Source organism: Polaribacter sp. 2305UL8-11 (assembly GCF_058147165.1).
This window is the reverse complement of record NZ_JBYVJW010000004.1, coordinates 209,657-226,043: the sequence shown is the minus strand read 5'-3', so window position 1 is coordinate 226,043 and position 16,387 is coordinate 209,657. Positions and strand designations below refer to the sequence as shown.

The 16,387-nt window shown below is 30.5% G+C and carries 17 protein-coding genes; 6 read left to right on the top strand and 11 right to left on the bottom strand.

All coding sequences use genetic code 11. The annotated features are described in order from the left end of the window. Window positions 1-269: 269 nt before the first annotated feature. The 5 genes from ACY2RW_RS05530 (at window position 270) to ACY2RW_RS05510 (ending at window position 5,569) form a co-directional block, all read left to right on the top strand. Window positions 270-1,187 carry an AraC family transcriptional regulator gene (locus ACY2RW_RS05530; protein WP_490121702.1) on the top strand — a complete coding sequence of 306 codons (918 nt, stop codon included), beginning with the start codon at window positions 270-272 and terminating at the stop codon, window positions 1,185-1,187. A 97-nt stretch (window positions 1,188-1,284) separates the two neighbouring features. Next, the gene (locus ACY2RW_RS05525; RefSeq protein ID WP_490121701.1) at window positions 1,285-3,462 is read left to right on the top strand and encodes a TonB-dependent receptor; all 2,178 of its coding nucleotides are present in this window, start codon (window positions 1,285-1,287) and stop codon (window positions 3,460-3,462) included. Between the two features lie 426 nt (window positions 3,463-3,888). Beyond that, window positions 3,889-4,317 carry a DUF2141 domain-containing protein gene (locus tag ACY2RW_RS05520; protein ID WP_490121700.1) on the top strand — a complete coding sequence of 143 codons (429 nt, stop codon included), beginning with the start codon at window positions 3,889-3,891 and terminating at the stop codon, window positions 4,315-4,317. Then, window positions 4,317-4,934 (top strand): DUF2306 domain-containing protein, encoded by a 618-nt coding sequence (locus ACY2RW_RS05515; RefSeq protein WP_490121699.1) that lies wholly within the window; start codon window positions 4,317-4,319, stop codon window positions 4,932-4,934. The genes ACY2RW_RS05520 and ACY2RW_RS05515 overlap by 1 nt, the downstream gene beginning before the upstream one ends. Window positions 4,935-4,945: 11 nt before the next feature. After that, entirely contained in the window at window positions 4,946-5,569 is a 624-nt protein-coding gene (locus ACY2RW_RS05510) for a hypothetical protein (protein ID WP_490121698.1), read from the top strand. A 185-nt stretch (window positions 5,570-5,754) separates the two neighbouring features. Here the strand turns inward: ACY2RW_RS05510 and ACY2RW_RS05505 are convergent, their stop codons facing one another. From ACY2RW_RS05505 to kynU, 11 genes are all read right to left on the bottom strand, one after another. Continuing rightward, entirely contained in the window at window positions 5,755-6,888 is a 1,134-nt protein-coding gene (locus tag ACY2RW_RS05505; protein WP_490121697.1) for an amidohydrolase family protein, read from the bottom strand. Window positions 6,889-6,951: 63 nt separating this feature from the next. Next, window positions 6,952-7,482, bottom strand: coding sequence for a 3-hydroxyanthranilate 3,4-dioxygenase (locus ACY2RW_RS05500; RefSeq protein ID WP_490121729.1), 531 nt, complete (start codon window positions 7,480-7,482; stop codon window positions 6,952-6,954). Between the two features lie 157 nt (window positions 7,483-7,639). After that, a complete protein-coding gene (locus ACY2RW_RS05495) occupies window positions 7,640-8,419 on the bottom strand; it encodes an SDR family oxidoreductase (protein WP_490121696.1) in 780 nt (259 codons plus the stop codon). A 41-nt stretch (window positions 8,420-8,460) separates the two neighbouring features. Further along, entirely contained in the window at window positions 8,461-8,778 is a 318-nt protein-coding gene (locus tag ACY2RW_RS05490) for a GIY-YIG nuclease family protein (protein WP_490121695.1), read from the bottom strand. A gap of 88 nt (window positions 8,779-8,866) precedes the next feature. Beyond that, entirely contained in the window at window positions 8,867-9,085 is a 219-nt protein-coding gene (locus tag ACY2RW_RS05485) for a DUF6500 family protein (RefSeq protein ID WP_490121694.1), read from the bottom strand. After that, window positions 9,078-10,520: an aldehyde dehydrogenase gene (locus tag ACY2RW_RS05480; protein WP_490121693.1), complete on the bottom strand. Its 1,443-nt coding sequence runs from the start codon at window positions 10,518-10,520 to the stop codon at window positions 9,078-9,080. Before ACY2RW_RS05480 ends, ACY2RW_RS05485 begins: the two co-directional genes overlap by 8 nt. Then, entirely contained in the window at window positions 10,520-11,152 is a 633-nt protein-coding gene (locus tag ACY2RW_RS05475) for a hypothetical protein (RefSeq protein ID WP_490121692.1), read from the bottom strand. Before ACY2RW_RS05475 ends, ACY2RW_RS05480 begins: the two co-directional genes overlap by 1 nt. After that, window positions 11,153-11,557: a RidA family protein gene (locus tag ACY2RW_RS05470; protein ID WP_490121691.1), complete on the bottom strand. Its 405-nt coding sequence runs from the start codon at window positions 11,555-11,557 to the stop codon at window positions 11,153-11,155. It abuts the gene before it with no gap. A gap of 88 nt (window positions 11,558-11,645) precedes the next feature. After that, a complete protein-coding gene (locus ACY2RW_RS05465) occupies window positions 11,646-12,167 on the bottom strand; it encodes a DUF1697 domain-containing protein (RefSeq protein WP_490121690.1) in 522 nt (173 codons plus the stop codon). A gap of 97 nt (window positions 12,168-12,264) precedes the next feature. Then, window positions 12,265-13,689 (bottom strand): FAD-dependent oxidoreductase, encoded by a 1,425-nt coding sequence (locus ACY2RW_RS05460; RefSeq protein ID WP_490121689.1) that lies wholly within the window; start codon window positions 13,687-13,689, stop codon window positions 12,265-12,267. Between the two features lie 78 nt (window positions 13,690-13,767). After that, window positions 13,768-15,027, bottom strand: coding sequence for a kynureninase (gene kynU, locus ACY2RW_RS05455; RefSeq protein WP_490121688.1), 1,260 nt, complete (start codon window positions 15,025-15,027; stop codon window positions 13,768-13,770). A gap of 107 nt (window positions 15,028-15,134) precedes the next feature. Here kynU and ACY2RW_RS05450 point away from each other — a divergent pair, with 107 nt between their 5' ends. After that, complete coding sequence (locus ACY2RW_RS05450) at window positions 15,135-16,322, top strand: C40 family peptidase (protein WP_490121687.1); 1,188 nt, start codon at window positions 15,135-15,137, stop codon at window positions 16,320-16,322. Window positions 16,323-16,387 lie beyond the last annotated feature (65 nt).

Genomic DNA, 16,387 nt, shown 5'->3' with positions numbered 1-16,387 from the left:
TCACTTCCCAATTTTATCAACAATTATTTAAATGATTTTTTAATCATTCCTATTGTTCTTTTTATTTGTTTACAAGTTTTAAAATGGTCTAGAAATAACCCAAATTATAAAATACCTTTTCCAATAATTTTATATGTCTGTTTTTTATACAGTTTGCTTTTTGAATTTGTTTTCCCCCAATATTTAGCAAGATATACCAAAGACTATATAGATATTCTTTTATATTTTGCAGGCGGAATCGTATTCTACCAACTTCAAAAAAAAGAAAATTGAAAACTAATAAAATTGCAGAAGAAAATATTGCTCGTTTAAATACTGCTATTCAATTTATAGAAGAGAATTTAGAGGCAAAACTTACTTTAGATATTATTGCAGAAAAAGCGCATTTTTCTCCTTTTCATTTTCATCGTTTATTTTCTATGGTTGTTAAAGAAACTCCAAATAATTTTATCATCAGAAAAAGAATTGAAAGTGCTGCTTCTTCTTTACTAAACCAAAAAGAAAAAACAATTACAGCAATAGCAGAAGCTGTTGGTTTTAGTAACTTATCTTCATTTTCCAAAGCTTTTAAAAAATTTTATGGCATTTCTCCTAATCAATTTAAAGAAAAAAGTCCAGAAAAATATAGCAAGATTTGCAAAACAGAAAGCAAAAATGGACAAGTAAAAGTTACTTTCGAGCAATATATTTGTAATGTTAATAATGCTTTAAACTGGTTACAAATGAATGCAAAAACAACAATTAAAACTATTCCAAGATTAGATTTAGGCTACATTTCTTACAAAGGAAAAATGGAAGGAATTGGAAGTGTTTACAATAGATTAGTAAAATGGGCAACTCCTAAAGGATTGATGAATGAGCAAACAAGAATGCTTACCATTTATCATGATAGCCCTAAAATTACAGACCCTAACAATTTAAGAATGAGTGCTTGCATTGTTTTAAATAATCCTGTAGAAATTGATGGAGAAGTGAGTTTAAAAGTTTTATCTCCTACCAAATGTATTGTTTCTCGTTTCGAAATTACGCCTTTACAATTTCAACAAGCTTGGGAAGCTTCATTTGCTTTTATGTTAGAAAATGGCTATAAAAAATCAGAAGTGGCTCCCTTTGAAATTTATTACAATAATGCTGAAGAACATCCAGAAAATAAGTTTACAGTAGATTTATGTATTCCTATTTTGTAGACTTACAACTCATCATTCAAAAATTACAACTCGGTATTTCTTTTTATTTATCAACAACAAACTATTTCATCTTTGTATCATCAAAAAAACCAAAACGATGAAACGTATTTTATTTTTACTATGTACAATTTGCCAATTTTCTTTAATTGCACAAACTACCATTTCAGGAAAAGTTACAGATTCTAAAAACAAACCAATTTTAGGAGCAAGTGTTTATTTAGATGGCACTTACGATGGTTCTTCAACAAACGAAAAAGGAGAATTTTCTTTTAAAACCGAAGAAAAAGGAGCACAAACCTTAGTCATTTCGTACGTTTCTTATGAAACCTATATAAAAACTGCAGATGTTTCATCATTCAAAAATTTAAAAATAAAATTAAGAGATGATGTCAATTCTTTAGACGCAGTTGTTATTAATGCAGGTACTTTTGAAGCTGGAGACAATGCAAAAGTAACTGCTTTAAAACCTTTAGATGTTGTAACAACAGCAAGTGCTTTGGGCGATTTTGTGGGTGCTTTACAAACCTTACCTGGAACTGCAACTGTAGCAGAAGATGGTAGATTATTTGTAAGAGGTGGAGAAGCAGAAGAAACACAGATTTTTATAGATGGAGCAAGAGTTTTCACGCCTTTTACACCAACTACAAACAACATTCCTACAAGAGGAAGATATTCGCCATTTTTATTTAAAGGAATTACCTTTTCTACAGGTGGTTATTCTGCAGAATATGGGCAAGCTTTGTCTAGTGTTTTATTATTAAATACTATTGATGAACCTGATCAAGAAAAAACAGACATTGCTTTAATGACAGTTGGTTTGGGAGTTGGAAATACTCAAAAATGGAAAAATAGTTCTTTTAGCATAAATACTTCTTACATTAATTTAGCTCCTTATTTAGCCATTTTTAAAGATAGAAATACGTGGAAAAAACCTTTTCAGTCTGCAAATGGAGAAATGGTTTTTAGGCAAAAATTTAAAGACGATTCTATGCTAAAGCTATATAGTGCATATAGTTATTCAGATTTTGATGTTATTCAAGATGATATTAATTTTAATGACGGTTTACGATTTGGATTACAAAACAGAAACTTATATTTTAATGCTTCTTACAAAAATAAATTTGGTAATAATTGGAAATATGAAACTGCATTAAGCTATACAAACGATAACACGAATATTAAATTTATAGAAGATTTAATTAATAGTAATGACAATTCTTATCATTTTAAAGCAAAGTTAAAAAAACGTTTTTCAAGCAGGTTTCGCTTAAATTTTGGTGCAGAATACTTTATCACAAATTATGATGAAAATTATACTCCAAAAAATAGTAGTAAGTTTAATTATGGTTTTGATAATAACATTTTTGCATCCTTTGTAGAAACAGATATTTTCTTCTCTAAAAATTTAGCTGCTAAAATTGGTGTTCGCGCAGAAAATTCAGAATTATTAAATCAATTTACAATTTCACCTAGAACTTCTATTTCATATAAATCAAGTAAAAATACACAGTTTTCTTTGGCTTATGGGCAATTTTATCAAAACCCAAATAGCGAGTATTTAAAGTTTTCTCAAAATTTAAAAGCTCAAAACACTTCTCATTTAATTGCCAATTTTCAATCGGTAAAACAGGGTCAAATTTTTAGAGTAGAAGCATATTATAAAGATTATAATAGTTTGGTAAAATTTAATAATAACAATGCCAATTTTAATGACAATCAGCCTAACTTTAACTCAACATTTAACAACAATGGTTTTGGTTTTGCCAAAGGTTTTGATGTTTTTTGGAGACAAAATGGTAAAATAAAAAATACAGATTACTGGGTATCCTATTCATATTTAGACACAGAAAGAGATTTTAGAAATTACCCAACTGCAGCAACACCAAGTTTTGCTTCTAAGCACAATTTATCTGTAGTTACTAAACACTGGATAGAAGATTGGCAGAGTCAAATTGGTTTTAGTTACCAGTTTGCATCTGGTAGAAATTACACCAATCCAAACGAAGCTGGTTTTTTAAACAGCCAAACTAAAAACTTTAACAATTTAAGTTTTAATTGGGCGTATTTAATAGACCAACAAAAGATTTTATATTTCTCTGCCAACAATATTTTAGGTACTAAAAACATTTTTGGCTACAACTATAAAAACACACCAGATATGAATGGAAATTTTGAAAGACAAGCACGAGTACCAAATGCAGACAGCTTCTTTTTTGTAGGTTTCTTTTGGACCATTAGCGATGATAAAAAATCAAACCAGTTAGATAATTTATAAATTTATTAGAAGCTATTTCCAGCTTGGAATTTATGTTGAGCGAAGTCGAAAGGCTATATATTTTTATGCTGAATTTATTTCAGCATCTTGCCATCAAAACAACTGATTTTATTTTTTATTTCAGATTCAAAATCAAGTTTAGCATAAAAAGGATATTGTTTCAATACTGGGATAAACTTGTTTGCTAACAAATTGCTATCATCAAAAATAGATTGTCATTTAGAATGAAACGCAGTGGAATTGAGAAATCTCAAACATAATTTTAATATTTCTCCATAAAGTCGAAATAGCATTCAAAAGAAAGAACCTTGAAAACATTAAAAAATAACAATTCAGCAACAAAAAATTACAATTCGGTATGTTTGTTGTTTTAAAATTCAAAAAACAAACGATATTTACATCATCAAACAAATAGAATTAACAATTATGAAAAAAATCCTTTTAACAATAGCAATCATTTTTAGTGGAATTTTAGCCACAAATGCTCAAGAAGAAACTTTCGATTTAACTATAGAAATTACAGGAATGGATACAGACAAAGGAAAAGTTTTTATTGCATTGTATAATAGCAAAAAGAATTTTTTAAAATCAAGTAAAGACAACAAAGGAACCAATGCTGTTGTAAAAAATAAAAAGGCAATTGCTTATTTTAAAGGTTTAAAAAAAGGAGAATATGCAGTTTCATTATTTCATGATGAAAATGATAATAAAAAAATGGACACTAAAATTTTTGGTATTCCAAAAGAACCTTATGGTTTTTCTAATGACGCAACTGGTTTTATGGGACCACCAAAATATAAAGATGCAAAGTTTACCTTAGATTCAAATAAAACAATAAAGATTTCTGTAGATTAATGGTTCTTAAAAAAATACCATATTATATTTTAGCCATTAGCTGTGTTGCAATAGGTTTATATCCAATCATCTACTTTGTAATTGATAGAAAGTTTGGTTTATTAGCAAGTAAATCAGATGTTCTTTTAGCAAATGTTCTTTGGAATAGCATGTTTTATACACATATTATTTTAGGCGGAATTGCACTTTTAATCGGTTGGATTCAGTTTCATAAAAAATTTAGAATTAAAAATATAGAATTGCATAAAAAGATTGGAAAGATATATGTAAGCTGTTGCTTACTTAGTGGCATTGCAGGTTTTTACATAGCTCTTCATGCAACAGGAGGTCTAAGCCCCAAATTAGGATTTACAGCAATGGCAATCTTCTGGTTTTTATCTACATTGTTTGCTTTTACAGCTATAAAAAAAGGAGACGTAATAAAACATCAAAAACTAATGATTTATAGTTATGCAGCTTGTTTCTCTGCTGTAACTTTAAGAATTTGGCTACCAATATTAACCATTAATTTAGGCGGTTTTTTACCAGCTTACAGAATAGTTGCTTGGTTATCTTGGGTACCTAACATTATAGTTGCCTACATTATTATTAAATATCAATTTAAAACAACAAATTAAACACTAACATCATGAAAAAACTTACAATTATGATCGCAATTTTTATTGCGACTGGAATTTCTGCGCAAACAAAATACCAAAAAGGAATGCAAAAAGCATTTGGTTTATGGGAAAAAGGAGAAATGACAAAAGCTTCTCAATTATTCGAAAGAGTTTCTAAAGCAGAACCAAAAAAATGGTTACCAGCTTATTATGCTGCAACTGTAGAAATTTTAGGAAGCTTTGGTTTAAAAGACGAAGCAGCATTAACAGCAAAATTAAAAAAAGCACAAGAGTTTTTAGATGTTGCAAAATCTAATTCAGAAAATAATCCTGAAATTTTAATCACTCAAGCGTTATTAAATACTGCTTATATTGCTTTTGATGGACAAAAATACGGAATGACGTTATCTGGAAAAAATGCACAATTATATGCTAAAGCATTGGCAATTGCACCTAATAACCCAAGAGTTGTATTAGGAAATGCAGAATGGAATATGGGAGCTGCTCGCTTTTTTGGAAAATCTACAAAACCTTATTGTGATGAAATTAAACGTGCCATAAAACTAGGAAAAGAAGAAAAAATTGAGGAAGAATTTTATCCGAAGTTTATGATGAAAAGAGCAGAGCAGGTTTTAAAGCAGTGTGAAAAGTAGAATTAGTTTCCAGTTTTCAATAGGCAGTATTCAGTCTTCAGTTGGCAGTATTCAGTGAGAGTGCTGACTGCTAACTGAAAACTTTGGCAGTATCCAAAAAAACTGTCATTTCTAGCGAAACGCAGTGTAGTTAAGAAATCTCTTTTTTACATTCTAAGATTTCTCCACAAGGTCAAAAATGACATTTATACTTTTAGAATCTTATTTATAAGATTTTGTTTCGCTTTTTCATCATCACCAAACAACCATTGCAAGACGTTATCTTCCCAGATTTCGTCTTTTTCGGTTTCTGTAATAATATTTTTTTCAATGGCTAAATCTAAAATTTTTCCAGGATATGAAGATTGTTTATCACTTTCCATTTCTCCTAATGGATAAGGGTCATCTAAGCCCATTAAAACTTGTTTGGTTCCTTGTCTTTTAAACATTAATTGCAAAGAATCTGTATCGTGCACTAACGTATCGAAAAAGATATTTTTATGTCCAATTGCTTTTCTTGGGTGTGTTTTTCCTTCAAACAAATCTGGTCTTCCATCAAAACCTTGTATTCTTCTTCCTAAATTCATTTGTGCTAATTGACCTCCGTGAGCAAAACAGGTTCTAATGTTTTTAAAACGCTCTTGCATTCCGTTTAAGGTGTAAAAATGATAGGCATCTCCACATTGTGCCAACATCCAAATTAAGTGAAAACGCCAATTGGTGTTTTCTAATTTTATCATTTTATCTCCATCATAAGGATGGATTTCAATGGCTAATTTATATTTATCTGCCAATTCAAAAATTCGATCGTTTTCTTCATCAAAAACACATCTCCATTGCCCAATAGAATCCATAAAATGAGTTGGTAAACACAAAACTTTTAGTCCTAACTCTTCTACACAACGTTCCATTTCGTACAAAGCACCATAAATAAAACCAGGATGCACTACAAAGCCACAAGTAAATTTATCTGGATGATTGTGTTGCACTTTTGCATTAAAATCGTTCTGAAAACGCAATGCTTTTTTCATTTCTTCCAAACGCAAACCATTTCCATACAATTGAGATAGATTTAAAACTACTGCATGATCTAGTTTGTTTTTTTCCATCCACAATAATTTCTCATCCAAGAAAAAACTAGAATCTGTTACTGGACGTTTCCAACCTTTTTGTAACATGTGTTTGCGCTCATTATCTACCCAAAAAATTTCTTTTTCCTTCATAAATTGAGGAATTTGCTCTGGATATGGTAATAAGTGTGAGTGTCCGTTTATACGTAGTTTTCTAGCCTCCTTTCCTCCAAAGGAGGGAACACTGTTATTTTCTAATGGATTTGACATTACTTTTTTTGAGTTTTTAATTTGGCTTTTTTAATGAGTATAAATTCCTTTCCTTTGGGAAGGCTAGGATGGGATTTTATTGGGTGATTGCATCACAGTTCCACAATTATTACAAGTACATTTTTTTGTGTCTGAATAATATTTATCAAAAATAATTGGCATATCTGTTTCTATATTATCTAATGCGAATTCTTCTCTGTATAATGGGTTTCCACAATTTTCACAATACCACTCCAAAGCATCTAACATTCCTTCTGAACGTGGATATTCTATGACCAAACCAACTGTATTTTCTTTTCTTTGTGGAGAATGTGGTACTTTTCCTGGCAATAAATAAATGTCTCCTTCATTAATTTCTACATCAATTTGTTCTCCTTTATCGTCTATGATTTTTAAGATCATATCTCCTTCTACTTGATAGAAAAATTCTGGAGTTTCGTTATAATGATAATCTTTTCTGTTATTTGGCCCACCAACAACCATAACTATATATTCACCATTATCCCAAACTTGTTTGTTACCAACTGGTGGTTTTAGTAAATGACGATGTTCATCAATCCACTTTTTAAAATTTAAAGGTTGTACTAAATTCATATTAAAAGCCCATCCTAACCTTCCCAAAGGGAAGGGACTCCAATCTGGGTAAAAATTGAAGTCTTTCATTAATAATTTGTTATAATTTTCTGTTTACTAATATAGTAATTATTCGCATTTTTATTCCCTTCCCTTTGGGAAGGGTTAGGGATGGGGTTTACAAACTTTTCGTTCTTCCACCATCTACAGGAACATTAATTCCGTTGATAAAACTCGCATTTTCACTTGCTAAAAACACAATAGCATTGGCAATTTCTTCTGGTTTTGCAAAACGTTTTGCTGGTGATGCATTTTTCATTGCTGTTGCAACCTCATCAAAAGATTTTCCTGTTTTGTTAGATTTATTATTGATAATTTCATTCAATCTTTCTGTTCCTGTTGCTCCTGGCAAAACATTGTTTACTGTAATTCCGAATTCACCCAACTCATTTGCCAAAGTTTTAGACCAATTAGCAACTGCTCCACGAATGGTATTTGAAACGCCTAAACCATCTAAAGGTTGTTTTACGGATGTAGAAATTACGTTAATAATTCGTCCAAAACATTGTGTTTTCATAAACGGAACTAAACTTTGCACCAAAATATGATTGCATTTTAAATGTTGTGTAAAAGCGCTTTCAAATTCATCTATCTTTGCCTTGAAAATTGGACCTCCAGCAGGCCCTCCAGTATTATTTACCAGAATATGGAATTGCAATTCTGAGCTTTCTAAAACTTGTTTTAACTCATTTGGTTTTGAAAAATCTGCCATTAAATAGGTATGATTTTGGTTTCCATTATTTGCCAATTCTTTTAAAACTGATTGTAACTTTTCTTCATTTCTGGCAAGTAAGGTTACATTAGCTCCTTCTTCTGCCAATAATAATGCTGTCGCTTTTCCTATACCTTGTGTGCTACCACAAACTAATGCGTTTTTGTTGTTTAGTTGTAAATTCATATCGTATTTTCTATGTCTGGTCGAGCGCAGTCGAGACCTAATTAATTATCTGGATTATATTTATGATGCGTTGCATTTCTACATTCTGATAAAATTTCTAACATATCAAAATTATCATTAGCCAAAGCTAACTTCTTTTTACTACTCCATTTTTTTATTTTCTTTTCAAAATAAATTGCTTGCTCTATATCATTAAAAACTTGATGAAATATTAATTCTAATGGTCTTCTTTTATAGGTGAAACAACTTTTATTTAATCCTCTTTGATGTTCTTCAAATCGTCTTTCAATATTATTTGTTACTCCAACATAGAGTAAATTATCTGAACATTTTAAAATATAAACAAAATACGTTTTCATAATTAACCTCTCGACTGCGCTCGAGGAGACATTTAATCTGATTTATACTTTTTTATCCTATCGACTGCGCTCGAAGATACTTTTAGTTTTAATTATTACTTTCAATCATGTTTTTAATCTTCATTGCTTTTTCAAAATGATCTAATTGATGGGTTTCAATCCACCAAGTGGCAACTTCCATTAACAACTTTGGGTTATCATTTTTATTTTTGAAAAATGCATAGAATGATAAACCTACATTTTCTCCTTTTTTTGCAATTTTCTCGTCACAAATTCCAATGATTTTTTCTCTGATTTCTTTATTCATATTGAATGCAAATATTCTTTGGTTCTGTAAAGAAGCGTAATGCTTCAAAACCTCCTTCTCTACCTACTCCACTGTCTTTTGCACCACCAAAAGGAGTTCTTAAATCACGTAACATCCACGTATTTACCCAAACAATTCCAGTTTGTAATTGTTTAGAAAATTGCATGGTTCTGTTTAAATTATTCGTCCATAAAGTGGCTGATAATCCGTATTTTACATCGTTTGCTAATTGCAATGCTTCTTCATCTGTTTTAAATGACATAATGGTTACCACTGGTCCAAAGATTTCCTCTTGATTTAGTCTGCAATTATTGTCTGAAACTTCTATAATTGTGGGTTGTAAATAATAGCCATTTTCACTTCCCTTTACTGTTACTCTTTTTCCACCAAAGAGGATTTTTCCATTTTCTTGTTCAGCAATATCTATATAACTTTTTACTTTTTCTAAATGTGCTGCAGAAACTAATGCTCCTATCTTAGTACTCTCTTCTGATGGATTTCCTACTTTTAATTCGGATACTCTTTTTATGAAATCTTTCTTGAATTTCTCGAAGATTGTTTCTTCTACCAAAATTCTGCTTCCACACAAACAAATCTGACCTTGATTTGCAAATGAAGAACGAAGGGTGGTTGCTAACATTTTGTCATAATCGCAATCTGCAAAAATGATGTTTGGATTTTTTCCTCCTAATTCTAAAGATAATTTTTTAAACATGGGTGCTGCAACTCTGGCAATATGTGCTCCTGTTTTTGTACCTCCAGTAAAACTGATGGCTTTGATATTTGGATGCTCTACAATGGCTTGCCCTGTTGAAGTTCCTAAACCATGTACAATATTTAATACGCCTTTTGGGAGACCAGCTTCTGTGAAAATTTCGCCTAATAAATATGCTGTCATTGGTGTTATTTCACTCGGTTTTGCAATAACACAATTTCCTGAAGCAATTGCTGGAGCAATTTTCCACGTAAACAAATAGAGAGGCAAATTCCAAGGAGATATACAACCTACAACTCCTAAAGGTTGACGTAAAGTAAAATTAACAGCATTCAGCCCTACACTTTCATGACTTTCTGATGAGAACTGCGTAATTGCATTTGCAAAAAACTGAAAGTTACTTGCTGCTCTTGGAATATCAACTGCTTTTGCTAAACTGATTGGTTTTCCATTGTCCTTTGATTCTGCCTCAGCAAAAAAATCTAATTTTTCTAAAATTAAATTGGCAATTTTTGATAGTATTTTACTTCTTTCATCTAAAGTAGTATTGCTCCAAGCTGGAAAAGCATCTGCTGCAGCTTGGTATGCTTTTTCTACATCTTCTTTGGAAGAATTTGGAATTTGTCCGTAGATTTCTCCTATTGATGGGTTGTAGTTATCAATCCAATTATCTTGAATTGGATTTACGAACTCGCCTTTTATATAGTTTTTTATCTGCACTATTTTATCTGATAAATTGAATCTAATTGCTTTAAAGATTTTGTGTAATTTTCGTTTAATCCTTTTTCATAATAATAAAGATCATTCATTGTTATTTGAATTTTTCCAAAAGCTCTTCTTAAACTATTTCCGTCTGTAAAATCAGTATTGAAAAATATTTGTGTAGATTGAGAAGTAAAGTCATTATAACTTTTTTGCTGTGCATAAAGGCTATTCAAAGTTTTTAAAAGCATAGGATTAATTTCTTTAGTAATTCCAGATTGAATACTTGATTGAAAAGCAGCATCTTGAAGTGTTGGTGTTCTCATACCTCTCCAAAAACCTAATTTTTCATTAGTACTTTTTAAATCTGTACTAAGATTAGTCTTTCTTAATGTGTCTCTTACCATAATGTGATAATCTTTCACTATATCAATATTATTTTTATTAGTAATCATTTCGTCTTTAATCATATTTATAGAAGTCTTAATAGCTTCTCTAATCTTTTTCTCTTCATTTCTATTTTGAAGATATAATGCTAAAAGGATACCAATTACAATAAGTAGAATTTCACCTAAGGCATATAAAATGTAATTAAAAAATCTATTCTTTTTTAACATATTTGCTCTTATTTTTCTAAAATAATTAATCATCTATTTTTTCTTATAAGCCGTTACTTTAATCTCTACCACCAAATCTGGATGTGGTAATTGATGTACAGCCACTGTTGTTCTTGTTGGTCCTGTTTTTGTATCGAAAAATTCTGCGTAAGCTTTGTTGTAACCTGCAAAATCATTCATATTTACCAAGAATGTAGAAACATCTACCACATCTTTTAAACTTGCACCAACTGTTTTTAAATTCTTATCGATATTTTTTAAAACTTCTCTAGTTTGCGTTTCAATATTTAAATGTTTTGTTCCCATTTCATCAATAATATCTACTCCAGCTATAGAATTATCTGCTCTTCTGGAACTGGTTCCTGAAACAAAAATAAAATTGCCCACAACTTTTACGTGTGGATATGCGCCTCTTGGTGTTACTTTTTTTTCTGACATATCTCTTGTCTGGTCGAGCGCAGTCGAGACCTAATTTATTATTCCTTACTTTTAATGACCTCTCGACTGCGCTCGAGGAGACATTTCATTATAATTTTGACAAGTCAAACAACTTTTTTACTGTTCTTAAATTTCTTGTGGTTGCAATTACATTCAATTTTTTCTCGATGTTATTGTTCGTCAGTTTTGATTTTCCAAAACCAGATGGACAATATAAATACACCACATCATCAACTATTTTGTATTGGTCTTCTCCTATATTTTTGACTTCAATTACACTTTCTTTTGAAGCTTTATTTAAAAACGCAAATGCAACTATTTTTTCATTTTCCATTGAAAAAGGATAATTTTCAATCGTCTTTTTCCATTCTTGAATTGTTCTTGCTAAAACTGAAACATCAAATCCAAATTTGTATTGAATTCCGTTTTTTATTTTATTACAAATTACGGATTTACTTTCACTTGATTCTAAAATGATATTTCCACTTTGAATATAGGTTTGTACATTTTGAAAATCTAAATCATTTAATAATTCACGTAAATCTGCCATCGGAATTTTATTTTTTCCTGATACATTTATTCCACGTAATAAAAGAATGTATTTTTTCATTAATCTTGTTGTCTGTTCGAGCGCAATCGAGAACTATTTACATTTCTTATTATTAATAACCTCTCGACTGCGCTCGAGGTGACATTTTACTTTTACTCTACAATCCTGCAATTTTATCTTCTTGTAAAATTTCGTTTGTTTCTTTAATTACTTTCTCTAAAATGACTTTCAATTCTTCTTTTGTCATGTTTAAATGTGTATGGACTTCATCTCCAGAGATTAAGTTTAACAATGCTTTATCTTGTGCTCTTCCTCTTTTCATTGCTTCATTATACCCAATATTCTCATTAAAAGTCACTAACGAATATTTAGAAAAATATTGATTTGGAAAATGTTTTTCTAAATCCATTTCTATCTTTCTTTTTTCTTTAAAAAGCGGATTTGCAACATGGTCTTTCATCTCATGAAAATTATCTATCGCTAAATCTGCAATTGCATCTGTGTCTTGTTTTCTGGCTTTTTGATAGGCTTTAAAAACGGATTTCCAATCAAAAATTTCTCGACTGCGCTCGAAATGACAAAGGATTTCATCTAACACAAAAACATCTTCAAAAGACGCATTCATTCCTTGTCCGTAAAAAGGCACGATTGCATGTGAAGCGTCGCCAATTAACAGTGTTTTATTTTGATAAAACCAAGGAGAACATTTTACGGTTCCTAAAGCTCCTGTTGGGTTGTTTATAAATTCTTCTTTAATATTCGGAATTAACGTCAAAGCATCAGGAAATTCTTTCTCGAAAAACTCGGTTATTTTTTCTTCGGATGTTAAATTTTCGAAATTAAATTCGCCTTCATCATAACTCAAAAAGAGTGTTACTGTAAAACTTCCATCCATATTTGGTAAAGCAATCAACATAAAATCGCCTCTTGGCCAAATGTGTAAATGACCTTTACTTATTTGGTGTTTTCCATTTTTATCTGCTGGGATTTCCAGCTCTTTATATCCGTGATTTAAATAATTTTGAGAGTAACTAAATAAGAATTTACGTTCAGAAATGTAACTTTTTCTTAAAGAAGAACCAGCACCATCTGCTCCGAAAATAACGTCTGCAATTACTGGAAATTCTTCTTTGGTATTGTAATCTTTAAAATGCGCGATATTTTTTTCAATATCAACTTTTTTACATTTTTTATTAAAATGAATAGTTACGTTTTGATGCTTTTCTGCTTCATCTAATAAAATAGCATTCAAATCTCCTCTGGAAATAGAGTTGATGTATTCATCTTTACGCCCAGAATAATTAGACGAAAATGTATTTCCTTCTCTGTCATGCATTAATCTGCCATACATAGGAATACATATTTCTCTGGCTTTTTCTTCCATACCACATAAACGCAAGGCTTTTAAACCTCTGTCTGATAAGGCTAAATTTATAGAACGTCCTGCAGAAATATCTACTTTACGTAAATCTGGTCTGCTTTCATATACCTCTACTTTATAACCTCTTTGTGCTAAACGTAAAGCTAAAAGAGAACCACAGAGTCCTGCTCCAATGATTAGTATGTTATCTTTTTTATTCATTTATATATTTTGTCAGTTCGAGCGCAGTCGAGAACTAATTAAAGCCTCTCGACTGCGCTCGAGGAGACATTTTTAATTTTACAACAATCCTTTTAAAATTGAAACCATTCTATACACATCTTCAAAAGAATTATACATTGGCACAGGTGCACAACGTATTACATCTGGCTCTCTCCAATCTGTAATTACATAATTCTGCATTAATTTTTGATGTAAACTTTTATCCGCATTTTTTACTTGAATGGATAATTGACAACCTCTTTCTTTTGGATTTTTTGGTGTGATAATTTTAATATCATCAGAATCTATTTCATTGATTAAAAACTCGAAATAACCTGTTAATTTTTCTGACTTTTCTCTTAAAGCTTCCATACCAACCTCATCAAATACATCTAAAGAGGCTTTTATGGCTGCCATCGATAATATTGGCGGATTTGATAATTGCCAACCTTCTGCACCTTCCATCACATCAAAGGGTTGTCTCATATTAAAACGTGTTTCTTTATTATGGTTCCACCAACCTGCAAAACGTGGCAAGTCTTTATTTTTTGCATGTTTTTCGTGCACAAATAATCCTGCCAAACTTCCTGGTCCAGAATTGAGATATTTGTAGGTACACCAAGCTGCAAAATCTACACCAGATTCGTGTAAATTAGGTTGAATATTTCCTGCTCCATGAGCCAAATCTATTCCTACAACACAATCTTTTGAATGTCCTATTTCTGCGATTCTTTTCAAATCTAAAAACTGACCTGTGTAATAATTTACGCCTCCAATTAATAATAAAGCGATTGAATCTCCTTGTTCTGATACAATTTTTTCTAAATCTTCAATATTTAATAATTCCTCTCCTTTTCTTGGTTTCCATTCAATGAGGTCATCTTCTGAAAACCCGTGGAATTTTAATTGCGATTGTACAGCATATCTATCTGAAGGAAATGCATCACTCTCTATTACAATTTTATACTTGGTTTTTGTGGGTCTATAAAATGAAACCATTAACAAATGTAAATTGGTGGTTAGTGTATTCATCACCACAACTTCAATAGGTTTTGCGCCTACTATTTTCGCCATTTTATCAGTTAAATACTCATGATAATGCAACCATGGATTCTTCGCTTCAAAATGACCTTCTACACCTAAATTTGCCCAATCTTCTAACTCCTGATAAATGTATTCTTTTGTTGATTTTGGCTGTAAACCCAAAGAGTTTCCTGTAAAATACAACCATTCTTTTCCTAATTTGTCTTTAGGAATATGAAATCGATTTCGTAAATGAGAAAGTGAATCTTCTTGGTCTTGCTGTTTTGCAAATGCTAAATTATTCTGATATTTCATCAACTAAAAAAATGAGTGTCTTCAAATATAAAACAATCTGTTATCAGAATGAATTTTTTGATTGAATAAATTCTTATCTTTATCTTTTAAAAAATAAAAGACACCCAATGAAGTTTTTAAAAATTCTTTTACTTTTTATAGGTATTCTATGTTTTTCTTGTAACAACAACTCTCTTTTAGTTACTGGTTTAAAAGGTGTAAATGAAAGTATTAAAGAGCAATATGCACCAGACAAAAGAGTTGCTATTTACAATGTAGATATAGATAATTATGATGGGAAAATTATTGCAACTGGAGAAACCGATTCTAAAATTGGCTATCAAAAATTATTAGATAGTCTAAAAAGTTTAGATATTGATTATATAAATCAAATTAGAATTTTACCAGATACAGTTGTTGGAAATAAAATGTACGCTATTGCAAGAAACTCTGTGATTAATATTAGATCTAAACCTAGTCATTCTGCAGAATTAGGCACGCAAGGTTTATTAGGAATGCCACTAAAAGTTTTGGATAAAAAAGGAGATTTTTATAGAGTTCAAACTCCAGACAATTATATTTCTTGGGTTGATAAAGGTGGAATTACTAGAATGAATAAAGGTGAATTTGATGAATGGAACAACCAAAAAAAGATAATTTACACCAAAAATTTTGGTTATGTATATGCTAATAGAAGCGATACTTCTGAGATTGTTTCTGACATTACATTAGGTGGAATTTTAAAATTTAAATCTTTAAAACCTAAGTTTATAGAAGTTGTATACCCTGATAAAAGAACTGGATTTATTAAAAGAGAAGAAGCTGTTTTATATGAATCTTGGGTACATAACTTAGAACCAAACTCTAATGATATAGAAAAAATTGCAAAATCTATGGAAGGGTTTCCTTATTTATGGGGAGGAACTTCTGCCAAAGGAATGGACTGTAGTGGTTTTACAAAAATGGTGTACTTAATGAATGGATTTATTATTCCTAGAGATGCGTCTCAACAAATTAATGCAGGGAAAACTGTAGATAAAAATCTTGATTTTTCTGATTTACAAAAAGGTGATTTGTTATTTTTTGGCACAAAAGCTACTGAAGATAAAAAACAAAGAGTGACTCATGTTGGTATTTGGCTAGGAAATGACAAAATGGAATTTATACATGCTTCTGGAAATGTACATATCAATTCTATGGATTCTTTACAACCAAATTATGATGCGTTTAATAAAAACAGATATTTAGGAAGTAGGCGTTATTTAGGTGTAAAAGATAAAATGATTGTTGATTTGTCAACTAAATTCAAGTCTTAAATAGGTTAAAATCTATTTTTAACATTAAAAAACCCTTCAAGTTTTGAAAAACTGAAGGGTTTGAT

Excerpts from the sequence above, each read along its gene's own strand:
- ACY2RW_RS05485 (WP_490121694.1), bottom strand. The coding sequence starts at position 9,085 with ATGAATAAAGAAATCAGAGAAAAAATCATTGGAATTTGTGACGAGAAA.
- ACY2RW_RS05465 (WP_490121690.1), bottom strand. The coding sequence starts at position 12,167 with ATGAAAAAATACATTCTTTTATTACGTGGAATAAATGTATCAGGAAAA.
- ACY2RW_RS05460 (WP_490121689.1), bottom strand. The coding sequence starts at position 13,689 with ATGAATAAAAAAGATAACATACTAATCATTGGAGCAGGACTCTGTGGT.
- ACY2RW_RS05470 (WP_490121691.1), bottom strand. The coding sequence starts at position 11,557 with ATGTCAGAAAAAAAAGTAACACCAAGAGGCGCATATCCACACGTAAAA.
- ACY2RW_RS05520 (WP_490121700.1), top strand. The coding sequence starts at position 3,889 with ATGAAAAAAATCCTTTTAACAATAGCAATCATTTTTAGTGGAATTTTA.
- ACY2RW_RS05475 (WP_490121692.1), bottom strand. The coding sequence starts at position 11,152 with ATGATTAATTATTTTAGAAAAATAAGAGCAAATATGTTAAAAAAGAAT.
- ACY2RW_RS05495 (WP_490121696.1), bottom strand. The coding sequence starts at position 8,419 with ATGAATTTACAACTAAACAACAAAAACGCATTAGTTTGTGGTAGCACA.
- ACY2RW_RS05505 (WP_490121697.1), bottom strand. The coding sequence starts at position 6,888 with ATGTCAAATCCATTAGAAAATAACAGTGTTCCCTCCTTTGGAGGAAAG.
- ACY2RW_RS05500 (WP_490121729.1), bottom strand. The coding sequence starts at position 7,482 with ATGAATTTAGTACAACCTTTAAATTTTAAAAAGTGGATTGATGAACAT.
- ACY2RW_RS05510 (WP_490121698.1), top strand. The coding sequence starts at position 4,946 with ATGAAAAAACTTACAATTATGATCGCAATTTTTATTGCGACTGGAATT.
- kynU (WP_490121688.1), bottom strand. The coding sequence starts at position 15,027 with ATGAAATATCAGAATAATTTAGCATTTGCAAAACAGCAAGACCAAGAA.
- ACY2RW_RS05515 (WP_490121699.1), top strand. The coding sequence starts at position 4,317 with ATGGTTCTTAAAAAAATACCATATTATATTTTAGCCATTAGCTGTGTT.
- ACY2RW_RS05450 (WP_490121687.1), top strand. The coding sequence starts at position 15,135 with ATGAAGTTTTTAAAAATTCTTTTACTTTTTATAGGTATTCTATGTTTT.
- ACY2RW_RS05525 (WP_490121701.1), top strand. The coding sequence starts at position 1,285 with ATGAAACGTATTTTATTTTTACTATGTACAATTTGCCAATTTTCTTTA.
- ACY2RW_RS05490 (WP_490121695.1), bottom strand. The coding sequence starts at position 8,778 with ATGAAAACGTATTTTGTTTATATTTTAAAATGTTCAGATAATTTACTC.